The organism is Sulfitobacter geojensis (assembly GCF_000622325.1).
In the GTDB taxonomy this organism is placed as follows: domain Bacteria; phylum Pseudomonadota; class Alphaproteobacteria; order Rhodobacterales; family Rhodobacteraceae; genus Sulfitobacter; species Sulfitobacter geojensis.
Map to the genome: position 1 here is coordinate 2,969,294 of NZ_JASE01000005.1, position 16,241 is coordinate 2,985,534.

At 60.6% G+C, this 16,241-nt stretch carries 13 protein-coding genes; 9 read left to right on the forward strand and 4 right to left on the reverse strand.

Annotated elements, in window-relative coordinates; translation table 11 throughout:
- Window positions 1–178 precede the first annotated feature (178 nt).
- From Z947_RS0116510 to dtd, 9 genes are all read left to right on the forward strand, one after another.
- Complete coding sequence (locus Z947_RS0116510) at window positions 179–1,063, forward strand: 5-bromo-4-chloroindolyl phosphate hydrolysis family protein (protein WP_025045394.1); 885 nt, start codon at window positions 179–181, stop codon at window positions 1,061–1,063.
- A 36-nt stretch (window positions 1,064–1,099) separates the two neighbouring features.
- Complete coding sequence (locus Z947_RS0116515; RefSeq protein WP_025045395.1) at window positions 1,100–2,296, forward strand: toxic anion resistance protein; 1,197 nt, start codon at window positions 1,100–1,102, stop codon at window positions 2,294–2,296.
- Window positions 2,297–2,316: 20 nt separating this feature from the next.
- Window positions 2,317–3,261 carry a DUF2927 domain-containing protein gene (locus tag Z947_RS0116520; RefSeq protein WP_025045396.1) on the forward strand — a complete coding sequence of 315 codons (945 nt, stop codon included), beginning with the start codon at window positions 2,317–2,319 and terminating at the stop codon, window positions 3,259–3,261.
- A 140-nt stretch (window positions 3,262–3,401) separates the two neighbouring features.
- Entirely contained in the window at window positions 3,402–3,881 is a 480-nt protein-coding gene (locus Z947_RS0116525) for a hypothetical protein (RefSeq protein WP_025045397.1), read from the forward strand.
- Window positions 3,882–3,951: 70 nt separating this feature from the next.
- The gene (locus Z947_RS0116530) at window positions 3,952–5,070 is read left to right on the forward strand and encodes an SPFH domain-containing protein (RefSeq protein WP_025045398.1); all 1,119 of its coding nucleotides are present in this window, start codon (window positions 3,952–3,954) and stop codon (window positions 5,068–5,070) included.
- A 61-nt stretch (window positions 5,071–5,131) separates the two neighbouring features.
- A complete protein-coding gene (locus Z947_RS0116535; protein WP_025045399.1) occupies window positions 5,132–5,707 on the forward strand; it encodes a cytochrome b/b6 domain-containing protein in 576 nt (191 codons plus the stop codon).
- A gap of 45 nt (window positions 5,708–5,752) precedes the next feature.
- Window positions 5,753–6,862: a TFIIB-type zinc finger domain-containing protein gene (locus Z947_RS0116540; protein ID WP_081781166.1), complete on the forward strand. Its 1,110-nt coding sequence runs from the start codon at window positions 5,753–5,755 to the stop codon at window positions 6,860–6,862.
- Window positions 6,859–7,533 carry a nitroreductase gene (locus Z947_RS0116545; RefSeq protein ID WP_025045401.1) on the forward strand — a complete coding sequence of 225 codons (675 nt, stop codon included), beginning with the start codon at window positions 6,859–6,861 and terminating at the stop codon, window positions 7,531–7,533. Before Z947_RS0116540 ends, Z947_RS0116545 begins: the two co-directional genes overlap by 4 nt.
- Window positions 7,533–7,976 carry a D-aminoacyl-tRNA deacylase gene (gene dtd, locus Z947_RS0116550; RefSeq protein WP_025045402.1) on the forward strand — a complete coding sequence of 148 codons (444 nt, stop codon included), beginning with the start codon at window positions 7,533–7,535 and terminating at the stop codon, window positions 7,974–7,976. The genes Z947_RS0116545 and dtd overlap by 1 nt, the downstream gene beginning before the upstream one ends.
- A gap of 96 nt (window positions 7,977–8,072) precedes the next feature.
- Here the strand turns inward: dtd and Z947_RS0116555 are convergent, their stop codons facing one another.
- From Z947_RS0116555 to Z947_RS0116570, 4 genes are all read right to left on the reverse strand, one after another.
- Window positions 8,073–9,263: a beta-barrel domain-containing protein gene (locus Z947_RS0116555; protein WP_025045403.1), complete on the reverse strand. Its 1,191-nt coding sequence runs from the start codon at window positions 9,261–9,263 to the stop codon at window positions 8,073–8,075.
- Window positions 9,260–11,488, reverse strand: coding sequence for an ATP-binding cassette domain-containing protein (locus tag Z947_RS0116560; RefSeq protein WP_025045404.1), 2,229 nt, complete (start codon window positions 11,486–11,488; stop codon window positions 9,260–9,262). Before Z947_RS0116560 ends, Z947_RS0116555 begins: the two co-directional genes overlap by 4 nt.
- Window positions 11,485–12,762 (reverse strand): TolC family protein, encoded by a 1,278-nt coding sequence (locus Z947_RS0116565; RefSeq protein ID WP_240477544.1) that lies wholly within the window; start codon window positions 12,760–12,762, stop codon window positions 11,485–11,487. Before Z947_RS0116565 ends, Z947_RS0116560 begins: the two co-directional genes overlap by 4 nt.
- Window positions 12,763–12,889: 127 nt before the next feature.
- Window positions 12,890–16,108 (reverse strand): Ig-like domain-containing protein, encoded by a 3,219-nt coding sequence (locus Z947_RS0116570; protein ID WP_025045406.1) that lies wholly within the window; start codon window positions 16,106–16,108, stop codon window positions 12,890–12,892.
- Between the last annotated feature and the right edge of the window lie 133 nt (window positions 16,109–16,241).

Genomic DNA, 16,241 nt, shown 5'->3' on the forward strand with positions numbered 1-16,241 from the left:
TCATATTATACGCACTCTGGACCCGTATCACTCAGGCAGGCCAACGCGACCTGCCCCCCGCATCGGGGACACACAAGGGACACGACATGGCATCATCAGGCATCCAGAAAGCCGCCTATATCGCGCTGATTGTTGTGCTGTTCGGCACCGCCTCCGGCTGGCTGGGGGGGCTGTAACAATGGCCCAGCGTTTTGGTGGCAAATACAGCCCTGACGGCGACAGCGCCGCCCCTGCCAAGCAACAGCGGCGTGTGCAGGTGAACCCCGCAGGCGGGCGCAGCAACGTGATGTTCATTCCCGCGATTGTGCTGGTTGCAACCACCCTGGGCGACGGGGCCATCCCGATGACCCTTGGTCTGTCCGGTGCTGCCCTCTGGACGCTGTCCGCTTGGCTCCTGCGCGAGGGGTTAATCGCACAAGCCGCCTTTGAAGAGCGCAAGGTCGCCCGCCGTCCCGCCCTGCCGCGTAAAATACTGGCGGCTGTCGGCATGGGGGTCGGCGCGGCGCTGGCCGTGATGGCCCATCAGAACACCACCGATATCCTGTCGCCGCTCCTGTTCGGCATCTGCACCGGTGCCCTGCATCTGGCCGCCTTCGGCATTGATCCGCTCAAATCCAAAGGCATGGAAGGCATCGACACCTTTCAGCAAGACCGCGTTGCCCGTGTGGTGGACGAGGCCGAAAAACACCTGACTGCCATGACAGACGCCCTGACCCGCGCCGGCGATCGTCAAGCCCGCGCCAAGCTGGAAGATTTCCAGGACGCCGCCCGCACCCTGATCCGCACGGTCGAAGAAGATCCGCGCGACCTGACGGCAGCGCGCAAATATCTGGGTGTGTACCTGCAAGGCGCGCGCGATGCGTCGATCAAATTCGCAGACATCTACAGCCGGACACAGGACGCCGGGGCGCGCACGGACTACATCGCGCTGCTGGACGATCTGGAACAGAATTTTGCCGCCCGCACGCAGAAATCCTTGCTGGATGACCGCAGCGATCTGACCATTGAAATCGACGTGCTGCGCGAGCGGCTGTCGCGCGAAGGGGTGCGCCTTGACCGGTAAGCGCCCTTCACCCAACACTTTAAGGAAGTGAATTAAATGTCTGACACCGTACGTGAAAAAGCCACTCAGTCTTTGGCCATGGTCGAGGAAGTGACCGCCGTTGTCCTGCCCGAACCCGCACAGGCCAATGCCATCGTCCCGCTGGAAAAAGCCGACAAGCCCATGGGCGACGAGATCAAGCGCCGCATGGCCGAGATCGACATGGACGACACGCAATCCATCGTTTCCTTCGGCTCGGCCGCGCAGGCCGAATTGCAGGAAATCAGCCAGTCGATGCTGGCCGATGTGCGCAACAAGGATGTCGGCCCCGCCGGTGATTCCCTGCGCAACATCGTCACGACAATCCGTGGTTTTTCCGTGTCCGAACTGGACGTACGCCGCGACCGCAGCTGGTGGGAAAAACTGCTGGGCCGCGCCGCGCCCTTTGCCAAGTTCACCGCCAAGTTCGAAGAAGTGCAAAGCCAGATCGACCGGATCACCGACAACCTGCTCAGCCACGAACACACGCTGCTGAAAGACATCAAATCGCTGGATGTCCTCTATGAAAAAACACTCCAGTTTTATGATGAACTGGCGCTCTATATCTCTGCGGGCGAGGCAAAGCTGGCCGATCTGGACGCGACCACCATCCCTGCCAAGGAAAAAGAAGTCGAAGCTGCCGCCGAAAACGACGCCGTCATGGTGGCGCAGGAATTGCGCGACATGCGCGCCGCGCGCGACGATCTGGAACGCCGGGTGCATGACCTGAAACTGACCCGTCAGGTCACCATGCAATCCCTGCCGTCCATCCGTCTGGTGCAGGAAAACGACAAATCGCTGGTGACCAAAATCAATTCGACCCTCGTGAACACCGTGCCCCTGTGGGAAACGCAACTGGCGCAGGCGGTCACCATCCAGCGGTCTGCCGAAGCGGCCGTTGCCGTGCGCGAAGCCAATGACCTGACCAACGAATTGCTGACCTCGAACGCGAAAAACCTGCGTGACAGCAACAAGATCATCCGTCAGGAAATGGAGCGCGGTGTCTTTGACATCGAAGCCGTGAAACAGGCCAACGCCGACCTGATTGGCACCATCGAAGAATCGCTGCAAATCGCGGATGAGGGCAAGGCCAAACGTGCCGCTGCCGAAGTGGAGCTGAAGGAAATGGAAGCCAAGCTGCGCGATACACTGGCCGCGGCCAAAGCGAAAAAGACCGGTTTGGGCGATACCGCCGCCGGTTCCGTTTCGGGCTAATCCGGCAGATGGCGGGCGCGGTGCACAAAATCATCAGGCGGTTGGGCGCTGCAACATGTGTTGCGGCCCTTGCCGCTTGTGCGGTTGAACCGGTGGTTGAACCTGTTGCCAAACCACAGGCCCGCCCCGCTGTCGTGGCCCCGCCCCCTGTCGTCGCCAAGCCGACCTCGCAGAAAAGCGCAATGCTGCGGCAGTATTTCAATCAGGTCGAACAAGCCCAACGCGGTCAGGGATTGCTGCGCGAAGATGGCGGCGGGGTCGACACGCCCTTCACCGCCGATATGCTGGCGCGCAACTTTGAACAGATCGCATTTTACAACGAATACGACGGCAACTTTTCCGGCCGTGGCGGGGCCAGCCCGCTGCGCCGGTGGGCCGATCCCGTGCGCATGCAGGTGATTTTTGGCGATGGTGTGCCGCCCTCCCAGCGCAAGGCCGATCAGGATGAAATCAACCGCTATTCCCGCCGTCTGGCGCGGGTCACCGGGCATCCTGTTTCAACCATCGGTACGCCCAATTTCATCGTGATCATCGCCTCAGAAGACGACCGCGCCGAGGCCCTGACGCAGGCCGCGTCCCGCATGTCCGGCATATCGGCAAATTCGCTCAGCGCGTTTCGCGATATGCGCCGCGACACCTATTGTGCCGTCGCCGCCTTTGCCGCCGGTCCCGACCGCAGCACCTACACCGCTGCCGTGGCGGTGATCCGCGCCGAAAACCCCGATCTGTTGCGCCTGTCCTGCATTCACGAGGAACTGGCGCAAGGTCTTGGTCTTGCCAATGACAGCCCCGCCGCGCGTCCCTCGATCTTTAACGACGATGACGAATTCGCGCTGTTAACCAGCCACGACGAATTGCTGCTCAAGATGCTGTATGACAGTCGCCTGCGCCCCGGCATGAATGCCAAGGACGCCGCCCCGATCACCCGCATCATCGCACGCGAACTGACCGGCGGGCCGCTTTAGAGCGCTGCACCGCTATCTTACAGAAACATCACGCTAAATTGCGCCAGCCCCACCGCCACGCCACGTTCGCGTGATCGCCATTGCGGCGGTGCGGCAGATGTCTATTTCGCCCTGTAGAACCACTTACAGGATTGTCTGAAATGAACGATGCGCTTGCCGCCAAATCTGCCACCATCCCTTTAATTCCTCTACTGCTGGCGGGTTTGATTGGCGAAATCGCCTTTGAACTTTACGCATGGCTGGTGTCGCCATTGCTCTTCGGCCTTAGCCTCGAACCGGCCAACCTTGTGATGGCTCTGACTCGCCTGTCGACCGGCATCCAACTGTCCTATGGTACCGCCTTTCCAATCCACTTTGTGATCGGGGCAGTCGGCTTTTCGCTGTTTCTCTGGATCGTCCACCGCGTAAGCGGCCGTGGCCTTGTGCTGTCAGGGGCTTTGGCAGGGCTTGCCTTGTGGTTTATCGCACAGGGCATTCTGGCACCGGTTGTAGGGCGTGATTTCATGATGGGCTTCGGGCCTTACACACAGTCCTCGTTCATCGGTCACGTTGGCATGTGCCTGCTGATGGCGCTTGTCTTGCGCGCCCTTCTCCCCCGTTCGCAAACAGCCGCGGGCTGACGAAAACCCCATCGCCTTCGCCTTGCCCGCCCGCTATACTGCGGACGGGTACAACTTAAAGGGCTGCGTAATGGGCATTTTCGATTTCCTCTCTGGTGAATTCATCGACGTCATCCACTGGGTCGACGACACCCGCGACACCATGGTCTGGCGTTTTGAACGCGAAGCCCACGAAATCAAATACGGGGCCAAACTAACCGTGCGCGAAGGACAGGCGGCGGTGTTTGTGCACGAGGGCCAGCTGGCCGATGTCTTCACACCCGGCATGTATATGCTGGAAACCAACAACATGCCGATCCTGACAACGCTGCAACATTGGGACCACGGTTTCAAAAGCCCGTTCAAGTCGGAAATCTATTACGTCAACACGACGCGGTTCAATGATCTGAAATGGGGCACCAAGAACCCGATCATCGTGCGCGACCCCGAATTCGGCCCCGTGCGGCTGCGCGCCTATGGCACCTATGCTGTGCGCGTCAGCGATCCGGCGCGCTTCCTGACCGAAATCGTCGGCACCGACGGCGAATTCACCATGGACGAAATCAGCTACCAGATCCGTAACATCATCGTTCAGGAATTCTCCCGCACCATCGCCCGCGCCCAGATCCCTGTTCTGGACATGGCCGCGAATACCCGCGAACTCAGCCAGCTTGTCGGCAAGGAAATCGCGGCGCAATTGGCAGAATACGGGCTGGCGATGCCGGAACTCTATATCGAAAACATCTCGCTCCCCCCCGCGGTGGAAGAGGTCATGGACAAACGGTCGTCCATGGGTGTGATCGGAAACCTCAATGAATACATGCAGTTCCAAGCCGCAGAGGCATTGGGGCGCGAAGGAGCCGGAGCCGGTGCAATTCAGGCCGGTCTGGGCGCGGGCCTTGGCATGCAAATCGGTCAGGCCGCCGCCGCCAGCGCAGGCCCATGGGGCGCACGCCCCGCCACGACCCAAGCGCCGATGGCACCGCCCCCGCCCCCCGTCGAGCATGTCTGGCACATCGCCGTGGCTGGCGAAACCACCGGCCCGTTTTCCAAAGCGGCCATGGGGCGCAAAGCGACAGAGGGCACGCTGACCCGCGACACCTATGTCTGGACCCCCGGTCAGGACGGTTGGCAACGCGCCGAGGACGTCACCGAGCTGGCGCAGCTGTTCACCGTGATGCCCCCGCCCCCGCCCCCGCCCGCAGGCTAAGACCACGCCAGAGCCTCACGATATCTCCCCATCAGGCGGCCTGAAACTTTCGGGCCGCCTGATGCGTTTCTTCTCTATGTTTTATCCGTCGGCTTTCACCCATTACCTGCCTTCCCGCCGCGCCGTGCTCAAGGCGGTGCATTGGGCCATGGTACCCCTGCTGATCTGGTTCCTGCTGGTCACCCCCGACGACGTGCTGCCCTTCGGGGCAAAGGCGTTCCAAGCCCACTCCATGCTCGCGCTGTTCTTTGTCACGCTCTGCCTGCTCTGGACCGCAGATTACCTGCGCCGTGGCCTTGCCAGTCGCCCCGGCCCGAAACTGTCCCCATGGGCGCGCACTACCCATCAACTTTTGCATAAATTCCTGATCTGGGGGCTGTTCGGCATCGCGCTGACCGGTTTTCTGCTGGGGCTCACCTCTGCCGTGCTGCTTAAGGCCGGTGGGTTTCTACCCATCGCACCGCCCCTCGACATGAAACAAGCGAATGAAATCATTGGCGCGGTCCATATCTTTGAATTCTACCTCGTCGCCCTCATCGCCGTGATCCATGCGCTGTTTCACATCTGGCGGCACGTCCATCTGCGCGACAATGCCCTGCGGATTATGACCCCCAAGGCCCTGCACCGCTTTTTATAAGCAACGCCGCTGGCAGAGCCGCACGTTGAGCGCTATGTCTGGGCCATGGACGATCACCTGACCCCAGACGCCCCCCAATCGGAATATCGCTTTCCCTGCGATACCTGTGGCAGCGACCTGCGTTACGCGCCGGATGCCGGGCGGCTGGTTTGTGATCATTGCGGCAATACCGAAGCCATAGAAGGCAGCGGTTTTACCCTGCACCCCATCGCGGAGCTTGATCTGCGCGCCGGGCTCGACGCAGATTTGCCCGCCGACCAGATGGAAGAAACCCGCGTCACCACCTGCCCCAATTGCGCCGCGCAGGTGGAATTCGACGCGGGCAAACACGCCACCGAATGCCCGTTCTGCGCCACACCCGTAGTGATTGATTCCGGCACCAACCGCCACATCAAACCCCGCGCCGTGCTGCCCTTTGCGCTGACCCAAGAGGTCGCGCGCGATGCAATGAATGACTGGCTGGGTGCGTTGTGGTTCGCCCCCAACGGTTTGCAGGAATACGCCCGCAAGGGGCGGCGGATGCAAGGCATCTATGTCCCCTACTGGACCTATGACGCCAACACTGACAGCAGCTATTCCGGCCAGCGCGGCACCGTCTACTATGTCAGCCAAACCGTGATGCGCGACGGCAAACGCGTCACCCGCCAAGTACCCAAAGTGCGCTGGCGTGCTGCTTCGGGACGGGTCACGCGGTTCTTTGACGATGTTCTGGTGCTGGCCTCCAAATCGCTGCCCAAGAAATACACCGATGCGCTGGAGCCGTGGGACCTGTCGGCCCTCGAACCCTATGCGCCTGAATACCTTGCCGGTTTCCGCGCCGAAGCCTATGCAGTCTCGCTGAGAGACGGCTTTGTCGAGGCCCGCGCCCATATGGACCGCGTGATCGAACGTGACGTGAAATTCGACATCGGCGGCGACCGCCAGCGGGTGCACAACATCGACACGCGCCTCAACAACCTGACCTTCAAACATGTGCTGCTGCCGGTCTGGTTGGCAGCCTATAAATACCGTGGCAAAACCTATCGCTTTGTCGTCAACGGACGCACCGGACGGGTACAGGGCGAACGCCCCTACTCGGCCATCAAAATCACCATCGCGGTGATCCTTGGCGCAATTGCCGCCGGGATCATCGGTTATCTGGCAGCACAAAAATGACCCCTTACGACACTCTGCACGACACGCTGAAAACACGCTATTCCTGCCGCGCCTTTCGCCCCGACCCCGTACCCGATGCCACCATTTCCAAGATTGTAGAGGCCGCACGCCACGTGCCCTCATGGTGCAACGCCCAGCCCTGGCAGGTCACAATCACCAAGGGCGCAGCCACGGACGCCTTTCGCGCCATGATCACCGATCTGGCCGCAACCGGCACCCTACCCGCACCCGACCTCGCCTGGCCCGCCGGATACAGCGGTGCCTACGCCGAACGCCGCCGCACCTGCGGTTTTCAACTTTATGATTCAGTCGGCATCGAAAAGGCTGATCGTGCAGGGCGCGCCGCCCAGATGATGCGCAACTATGCCCTGTTTGACGCGCCCCATGTCGCCATCATCCACTCCCCTGCCGAACTTGGGCCCTACGGTGCCATGGACAGCGGCGGCTTTGTCACCGCCTTCACGCTGGCCGCGACAGCCCTTGGCGTGGCCACCATCCCCCAAGCCGCCATCGCCGCCTATGCCCCACAAGTGCGCGACCACCTCGGCATCGCGGATGACCGGCTGGTGCTCTGCGCGATCTCTTTCGGCTTTGCCGACACGGACCACCCCGCCAACGGGTTCCGCACCGAACGCGCCACCCCCGCCGATATCATCGCGTGGAAAGAATAATGCGCGCGCTCCTGCAACGCGTCACCGCCGCAAGCGTTACCGTGGACGGCACCAAAATTTCCGAAATCGCCAACGGTCTGCTGATCTTTGTCTGCGCCATGCCGGATGACACGCCCGACACCGCCAAAGCCCTCGCCGCAAAAATTGCCAAACTGCGCCTGTTCAAGGATGCCGACGGCAAAATGAACCTCAGCCTGCCCCAGACCGGCGGCGGTGCCCTTGTGGTCAGCCAGTTCACCTTGGCCGCAGATACCACACGCGGCACCCGACCCGGTTTCTCCCGTGCCGCCAAGCCCGCGCTTGCAAATACGCTCTACGAAAATTTCGCCGACGAAATCGCGGCCCTCGGCATCCCCACACAGCGCGGTAAATTCGGCGCGGACATGTCCGTTGCGCTCACCAACGACGGCCCCGTCACGATCTGGCTCGACACCGATACATAATTCCTGTTGGTTTTGGTGAGCCCGCAGCCTCCTCGATTCTCACCACCTCCATCATCCCCCGCGAAGACGCCCGCAGGGCGGATGAGCGCGCGCGGCCTACGGCTCGCGAAACGCCTCTTTGCTTTTGTACAAAGGCTTCAGCAAATACTGCAAAACCGTCTTGGCTCCCGTGTGCAACTCCACACTTGCCTGCATCCCCGGTCTGATCCGCAGGGACGCCTGACGTTCGGTCAGATGCTCCGTATCCACCTGCAAGGTCACCTTGTAATGCGGATTGCCATCCGCCTCCCGCGCGTGTTCGTCCTTGAAGGTGTCGGCAGAAATCAACGTCACCTTGCCCTTCAACGTGCCAAAAATCGTGTAATCATAGGCCGAGAGCTTCACCGTCGCGTCCTGCCCCGGACGCACACCCGCGATGTCCTCGGGTTTGACGCGCGCTTCGACAAACAATTCCTCGCCCAGCGGGATAATCTGCAAAATCTCCTCACCGGGGCGCACGACGCCGCCAATTGTGGTCACAGACAGGTTGTTCACAATGCCGCGCATCGGGCTGACCAGAACCGTGCGGTTTAACTGGTCTGTGCTGGCCTTCAGGTTCTGGCGCAAAGTCGCCAGTTCTTTCAACACATCGGAATATTCCTGCGCCCTTTCCAGCTCGGTCTGGGTCGTTACCTCATCATAGCGTATTTGGGCATCCGCATAGGATTTGCGCGCCCGTGTGGCCTCGATCAACGAGACAATATTGCGCTCCAGCAAATCATTCATCAGGTTCGCTTCGCGCTCGGCCTCGACCAACACGCGTTTGGCCCCATCGGAACGGGACACAAAATCCGACTGACGTGCGCGCAACAGGGACCGTTCGGAATCCACAATATTGGGCGTGCGGGCCGCCCATTCATTTGGCACGTTGAAATCAAACTGCCCCGCCAGCTCTGCCTCAAGCCGCAAACGGCGGATCTCAAACGCAGAAATCTGGTCGCGCAGATCGTCGACAGAGGATTGGAATTGCGTCCCGTGCAGCCGCGCCAGAACGGCGCCGCGTTCCACGATATCGCCTTCGCCGACGGCCAGCTCGGCCAGAATACCCCCCTCAAGGTTCTGGATGATCTGCGGGCGCGAGGATGAAATCATCGACCCTTCCGCGCGGACAATCTCGTCCACCCATGCAAAGGCTGCCCAGATTAGAAATACCAGCACCGCCCCGCCACACAGCCAGATCACGGCCGAAGGGCCGCGCATCTGGCGGCTCATTTGCGCATCCATCGTGGTGGGGTTTACGAAACTCATGCGGCCTGCCCTTTTGTGCTGGCAAGATGGCTCAGCACCTTGTCTTTGGGTCCGTCAATTGTCATCTGGCCGCCCTGCAACACCAGCGTCCGCTCGGTCAGGGCCAGGATCGGCGCGCGGTGCGTCGCAATGATCGCAGTGCGCCCTTCCATCCAGCTTTCCAACCGGCTGACCAGTGTGCGTTCCAGCGTCTGGTCCAGCGCCGCCGTCGGTTCATCCAGCAGGCACACCTTCGGGTCCTGCAACCACAACCGCGCCCAGCCGATCGACTGGCGCTGGCCAATGCTCAGCCCCGCGCCATTGTCCTTGATCTCAAGATCCAGACCCTTGTGGTGTTCTTTGACGAACGGCCCCAGCCCTGCGAAATCCAGTGCCGCTTGCAAGCGTGCATCGTCGCGTTCCAGCATGGTCAGGTTCAGGTTGTCGCGCAGCGTACCGGCAAACAGGCGCACATCCTGCCCCAGATAACCGATCAACCGGCGCAAATCGCGCGGTTCGATCTGGCTCATCTCGGTGCCGTCAATCATCACCCGTCCGGTTTCCGGTGAATAAAGACCGCTCAGCAGCTTCAAAAGCGACGACTTGCCCGACCCGTTGGCACCCAGCACGGCAACCTTCTGACCGGGCAAGATCGCCATGCCCTTGATGTTCAAGGTCGGCGCGCCGTCTTCTTCATAGCGAAACGTTACATCGCGCAACTCGAAATGCCCCTTCAGGCTGTCGCGGCGCAGATAGCTGCGGCTTTCATCCGCGTCCTGTTCGGCGCTGGCGATCATTTCCAACCCGTCGAGCGCGGATTTCACATTGCCCCAACGCGCCATGGTGCCCGCCAGTTGCGTCAACGGCGACAGGGTGCGCCCCGTCAAAATGCCCACCGCAATGATCGAACCGACGGTGAATTGCCCCGCAAACACCAGATAAGTACCGGTAATCACTGCCGCCACATAGGTGCCCTGCTGCACGCCCTGGCTCCAGAACGTCAGGGTAGACGCCAGCTTGCGCTGCTCCGAGGATTTCACCGCCTGCACCGTGTTCAACTCTTGCCACAAACGCGCCACGCGATCTTCGCCGCGCTGGGTTTTCAACGTATCCAGTTCAAAAATCGTCTCGTGCAAAAGGCGCGATGACTTGGCCGACGCGCCTTGGGTCTCTTGCGTCAGACGGATCATCTTGCGCTGTAAAAAGAACCCCGGGATCACCATCAGGATACCGCCCAGCACCAGAACCCAAACCACGTTGCCCGCAATGCTGGCGACCAGAAACAGGAACACAAAGATAAACGGTACATCCGCAATGGTGCCAATGGTCGAGGCGGTAAAGAACTCGCGCACCGACCCGAATTCGCGCATCGCCGAAAACACCTGATTGGGCGCTTGCCCTTTGGCGTCCGATTTCATGCCCAAAATCCGCTCCATCAGGATTTGCAGCACGGAGATTTCAATCTGCCGCCCCGCCCCGTCCATCAGACGCGCACGGGCAATCTTGATAAAGGCCTCCATCAACAGGGCCAGCCCTGCGCCAATCGCCAATACCCACAAGGTCGCTTCGGACTGATGCGGGATCACGCGGTCATAGACCTGCAAGGAAAACAGCGCCACAGCAACTGCCAACAGGTTCGCCACAAACGACCCCATCGCAACCTCGCCCATCTGGCGTTTGAACCGGCCGAACTGGCCCCAAAACCAATGTGGCGCTTCGCTTTCGGTCTTATGGGTCTCCGCGACCTTGGCCAATGGTGCTTCGGCGCGCACCAGCATGCCGGTAAAGAAAGGTTTGAAATCGCTGACTGGCACAAAGGCGCGGTTGTCGGGGCAGCTGGTGTCGAAAATCACCAGATCGCCGCGCGACTGCCCCATCACCAACAGCACCTGACCTGAGGTCATATAGGCCAGCGCAGGCCAGAAATCGGCGCTCAGCGGGCCGACTTTGGCCACCTGTGCCAACAATCCAAGCGAGCGCAGCCCGTGCGCAATCGCGGAGGCTTCGTCTTTATCCTTGGCCCCTTCACGGGTCGCACCGCCAATGGCCTCGAACAGATCGCGGCGCACGGCCTCAACCCCCAACAAACCGGCGTAGGTTGCGGCCAACTGCGCACGCACATTGATGCGGTCCTCAAAACTTGAGGCCTTGCTGGCCTCTGACGGCCGCTCAGCACCATTGGCCGCCGCAAGACGTCCCTGATTTCCGTTGCTAATCTTTAACGTGAAGGCGCGTTTCTGGCTCAAATCTCATCCCCATCGGCCAGCACGCCCAACAGGCGTGCCAGATCGATCTGCAACTGTGCAGCCTCATACTTTAACGTGACCTCGGCCTGCTGCTGGCGGGCAAAAGTCTCGTATACACTCACTACATCCATGACCTGCCGCTGCCCGGCGTCATACTGTTCCTGAAACACATCCAGATTGCGCTGCGCCTGTACGGTCAGACCACTGGCTTCGTCCGCTTGGCGCGACTTGGCGGCGATTTGCCCCTCAAGCTTGCGCAGCCGGCGGTTGGCGTCTTCATTGGCTTGCGACACCTGCCGCCCCGCCGCTTCTTTCGCCTCTTCGATGGCGCGCAGGGTGGCACCGGTGCCAAACCCCAACAAAGTGTCGGAACTGACACGCAGCCCCAAATCCGAATTTTCACCAATCGTCCCCCCTGCCGACAGGCCGGGCAGTTGGTCGGCGCGGTCGATCTTGGCCGCCGCAATGGTGCGCGTCTTCTCGGCTTCGGCCAGAACCACATCCAACGGCTGCGCGGATTGGGGCGAAACCCGCAACCCCGGCACGCCGCGCAAACCGCTTAGCGGGTCGATGGACATGGCGTTCAGTTCTGCAATCGCGGTATTCGCCGCCTCGACATTTGCGGCGCGGTCTGCACGGATTTCGGACAACTTCTGACGCAGGATGTTCAAATCGGAACTGTCCGACACGCCCCCTTTGACGCGCTCTGACATGATATATTCGAACCGCCCCATGTCGCGCAGCGACGCCTCGGACAGGGTCGCCTTTTCGCGCGCCTCTGCGGCAGTGACATACAGCGACAGCGCCGTATGCACACGGTCATTGGTATCCTTGGCCAAATTCACGGCCGCGACTTCAACATCTGCAATCGCGAATTCGCGTTCGCCTTTGCGCCGCCCGTTGTCGAACAACACCTGATCCACCACCAGATTGGCCACCAAAGACCCCAGTGACGTCAGGCTGATGTTCGGCCCGATCTTGGGCAACCAGTTCTTGGATGCCGCTTCCGAACGCAACCGTGCGGCGCGCAATTCGGATTCCGCCGCACGCGAATTGGCCGCCAGAACCGATGTCGCGACCCGTTCGTAACTGCTGCCTGCAGGCAAGGCAGAACTGCGCGCCGACAGCCCCTGAATGATCGCACTTTCGGAATTTACTTTTTCTGCGTGGCTGGGCCGCGCAACGGAGTTTGCATCAGGCGATTTGAGCCGCGCAACAAAGTCACCCGCGCTGCCGCCTGCATCCGACAAACATCCTGTCAGCGTGAATGCCATCGCACACACTCCGACTGCCCTGTTTACACCTTGCCCCATATCCTGCCCTCAACGTCTCGGTCTTTATGGCCGATATTATCGGGGGCGCGGGTCATTTGACGCCCGCGCCTCTCCTTGGTCTTTTCGCTTAGGTGATCACGTCAATCTGGTCGTCAACGATGATCGTGCCCTCGGTACCCAGTGAATAGGTCGTCTGACCGCCACTGCTGTTACCGCGTGTTGCACCCAAAATCGTGACCGTGTCATCGGCACCGCCGAGGATCATCAACTCATTGGAGTTGCTGGACAAGGCCAGCAGCGCCGCTTCGTCGATGGTCAGATTGCCCTCTTCGGCAAAGGTCATGTCAACGGTTTCGATGTTGTAGTTGCCAAGCGCCGGGTTGCTGATCGCGATGGTCGAATTCGGCGCACCGTCATCCAGCACCACATAGGTACCGGTGGTGTTTTGCGCATCATCCGTGGCCGTGATGACCAGATGCGAACCGTCCGGCACATCCGAGTTGAAGTCGATGTTGGTTTCGGGACGCGTCGTACTCGCACCGCTTTGCGACGCCACTTCCGTCACGGTGCCATTGTCCTGCACCTGATACACCGCCAACTCGTCATCGGTCAGATCGGTGGAAATGCCACGGAAACCAACACGTCCTTCGTTCAGGCTTTCGATTGCCGGTCCGGAAGGCGCAGAGGTATCAATCGCCAGCGTGTCGTTGATTGTATCGACGTTGCCAACCGCATCCGTGGCTGTCACCACGATGGCGGCATTGTATTCGCCCGAACGGATCGCGGAAGGTGGAATTGTCAGGCTCCAGTTACCCGCATTGTCGACATTCGCCACATAAGGTGTGCCGTCAAAGGTCACGGAAACGGTGCTGCCCACTTCGACTTCGCCGCCCAAATCAATACCTGTCGCCGCTTCGGCGATGTTGACCGTGCTGTCACGCCCGCCTGCCCCGTCGTCGATGCTCAAGGGCACAACTTCGGTATCCACGTTCACAACATCGGACACTGTCGCAGTGTTGCCCGCGCGGTCTGTCGCCTGAACCGATACGGTCGCGGTATACGTTCCTTCGGACACCTGACTGGAGGCATAGTTCGCCGTCCATGTGCCGTTTGCCGCCACAACCGCATTGACCGCCACACCGTTCAGCGTGACCACCACGGCGGTTGAGCCAACTTCGGTGGTGCCCGTCACTTGAACGCCGCCGCCGGCCAGACGCTCGGCCCCGTTGATGGTGCCGTCCCCTTCGACAAGGCTGGCCTGTACGCCAAGGTTGTCGACCCGCGTGTCCACTTCGACACTGTCAGAAGCATTAAGCGTGTTGCCGGCTGCATCTGTCGTGGTCGCAGTGATCTGTGCGGTGTAGACGCCGGGCGTTACATCGCTGTTGGAATAATTCGCTGTCCAGTTGCCTGCACCATCGGCGCTGACTGTCTTGCTGACGCCGCCCATGGTCACGGTCACAACCGCATTCGGGTTGGACGTACCGGTCAGAACCACGCCATCAGACGCTTCGACTTCGTTGATGATGTCGTCGCCTTCAACCGGCGCAGGGCTGATCGTCAGGATGCCCCCGTCACGGTCAATGTCCACGTTGCGCGTGATGGTATCGACGTTGCCGGCAATATCCGTGGCCACTGCCGTCATTACTGCGGTTTGCTCACCCGACGGAATGGTGTTGGCGGCAAAAGTCACCGTCCAGCTGCCATTCGCGGCAACCGTAGCGGCCTGATTGGACCCGCCAAAGGACACCATGACACTTGAACCGGGCTCGGTTGTGCCTGTCATGACCAGACCTTGCGCCGCTTCGGCCTCGTTGATCACACCGTCCGCACCACCTGTCGTGCCGGTAAAGGCAAAGTCACGCACCAGCGTGTCGATGTCCACCAGACCCGACGCCGTGCTGGAGTTGCCCAACGCGTCGGTCGCAACAGCCGTCACAGTGGCCTGTAATTCGCCGGTCGGCACTTCGCTCATCGCGAAATCCGCAGACCAGTTGCCGTTCGCATCAACGGTAGCTGCATGCGAACCGGTGCCGAAGGTCACAACCACAGTTGATCCCGCCTGCGCCGTGCCGGTCAATGTTACGCCGTCTTCCTGCTCGACCGCGTTTACGATGCCGTCTGTTTCGACGTTGGCCGTGTCGATGGTCACGTTTGAAACCGTGTCGATCACAACAGTGTCGGAAATTGTCGTGGTGTTGCCAAAGGCGTCCGCGCTGACAATGGTCACGCCGGTGGAATATTCGCCCCCCTCAAGCGTGCCTGCCGCCCAGCTGACCGACCAGGTGCCGGTTTCAGAAACAGTTGTGGTCTGCTCGATGCCCGCGATGGTCACCAGAATGGACGCACCCGCTTCGCCGGTGCCTGACAGGGTCACACCATCGGCAAAGCTGACAGCGTTAAAGAAATCGCCAACGGAGTCCGTTCCGGTCGACACTTCCACCAAGGGCGGCGTCAGGTCGATCACGTAACCCGGACCATCCAGAACCACCTCACCGCCTTCTGTCACGACTGTGACGACAGCCTCATAGGTGCCATCCGGCGGGAAATTCGGGGGCATAAAGCCGCAGGTGAAAAAGCCTTCTTCGTTGATGACGGTTTCAACCTGCACATCGCCCAGCGTCACAATGACCGTGTCGCCGGGGGCACCGCCGCCGGTGATCGTGATGACCTGCTCGGCATCGTCGCCGCCGATCTCGCCAACAAGGTCGGGATCATTGACATAAGGGTCCTGAACCAGATCGCGGTCGGGGTTTGGCCCGCCGGTGTCACCGCCGCCGTCGCCGCCTTCGCCGCCACCGCCGGTTTCATCACCAGAGCCGCCACCGGCACCGATAACCGCGGCGCCACCAACAACAGCGGCTGCCGCTGCGGCTGTACCGCCACCCAAAAGTCCGGCCGCACCCAGAAGCGGTGCGGGGAACATCGACACTTCATCATCTGCATAACCGGCCGCTGCCAGCTCGGTACGTCCCAGATAGATCAGATCATCAGACGGGGACCACTTGCCCCACTGCTCGGTCGGACCGAACTGCGCATACAGCTCGCCCGCGCCCGTATCCACAAACGCCACCTCGTTGAGATAGCCGTCAGCGGAGATGAACAGCCGGTTCGGCGTGCCTGATCCGTTGAAGTAATTGTCGATCGTGATCTGACGCCCGTCGGTCAGGGTGATCACCAGATCACTGCCCTCACGCACCTGCGTCGACAGATCGACCTGTCTCAGATTAAGGGAAATTTCCTGACCTGCGCCAGCCTGAATTGCATGGGTCTTTGCACCATCCGGCACCGTACCACGTTGCAAACCGCCCGCATTATCGCGGACGACGAAATCAATCGCCTTCATAACACCACCACTCTACCTCAAAGCACCCGTTCTATGCGGGCCTTCTCGTTATTAATTCCAAGGCCGGTCCGTTCATGCGTCCCGTGCCACGTTTATTCTTGCCATTTTGCTACCTTGAAATTGCCATTTTGCA

Coding starts and splice junctions, on each gene's coding strand:
- Z947_RS0116510 (WP_025045394.1), top strand. CDS start 179: ATGGCCCAGCGTTTTGGTGGCAAATACAGCCCTGACGGCGACAGCGCC.
- Z947_RS0116515 (WP_025045395.1), top strand. CDS start 1,100: ATGTCTGACACCGTACGTGAAAAAGCCACTCAGTCTTTGGCCATGGTC.
- Z947_RS0116525 (WP_025045397.1), top strand. CDS start 3,402: ATGAACGATGCGCTTGCCGCCAAATCTGCCACCATCCCTTTAATTCCT.
- Z947_RS0116530 (WP_025045398.1), top strand. CDS start 3,952: ATGGGCATTTTCGATTTCCTCTCTGGTGAATTCATCGACGTCATCCAC.
- Z947_RS0116535 (WP_025045399.1), top strand. CDS start 5,132: ATGCGTTTCTTCTCTATGTTTTATCCGTCGGCTTTCACCCATTACCTG.
- Z947_RS0116540 (WP_081781166.1), top strand. CDS start 5,753: ATGGACGATCACCTGACCCCAGACGCCCCCCAATCGGAATATCGCTTT.
- Z947_RS0116545 (WP_025045401.1), top strand. CDS start 6,859: ATGACCCCTTACGACACTCTGCACGACACGCTGAAAACACGCTATTCC.
- dtd (WP_025045402.1), top strand. CDS start 7,533: ATGCGCGCGCTCCTGCAACGCGTCACCGCCGCAAGCGTTACCGTGGAC.
- Z947_RS0116555 (WP_025045403.1), bottom strand. CDS start 9,263: ATGAGTTTCGTAAACCCCACCACGATGGATGCGCAAATGAGCCGCCAG.
- Z947_RS0116565 (WP_240477544.1), bottom strand. CDS start 12,762: ATGGCATTCACGCTGACAGGATGTTTGTCGGATGCAGGCGGCAGCGCG.
- Z947_RS0116570 (WP_025045406.1), bottom strand. CDS start 16,108: ATGAAGGCGATTGATTTCGTCGTCCGCGATAATGCGGGCGGTTTGCAA.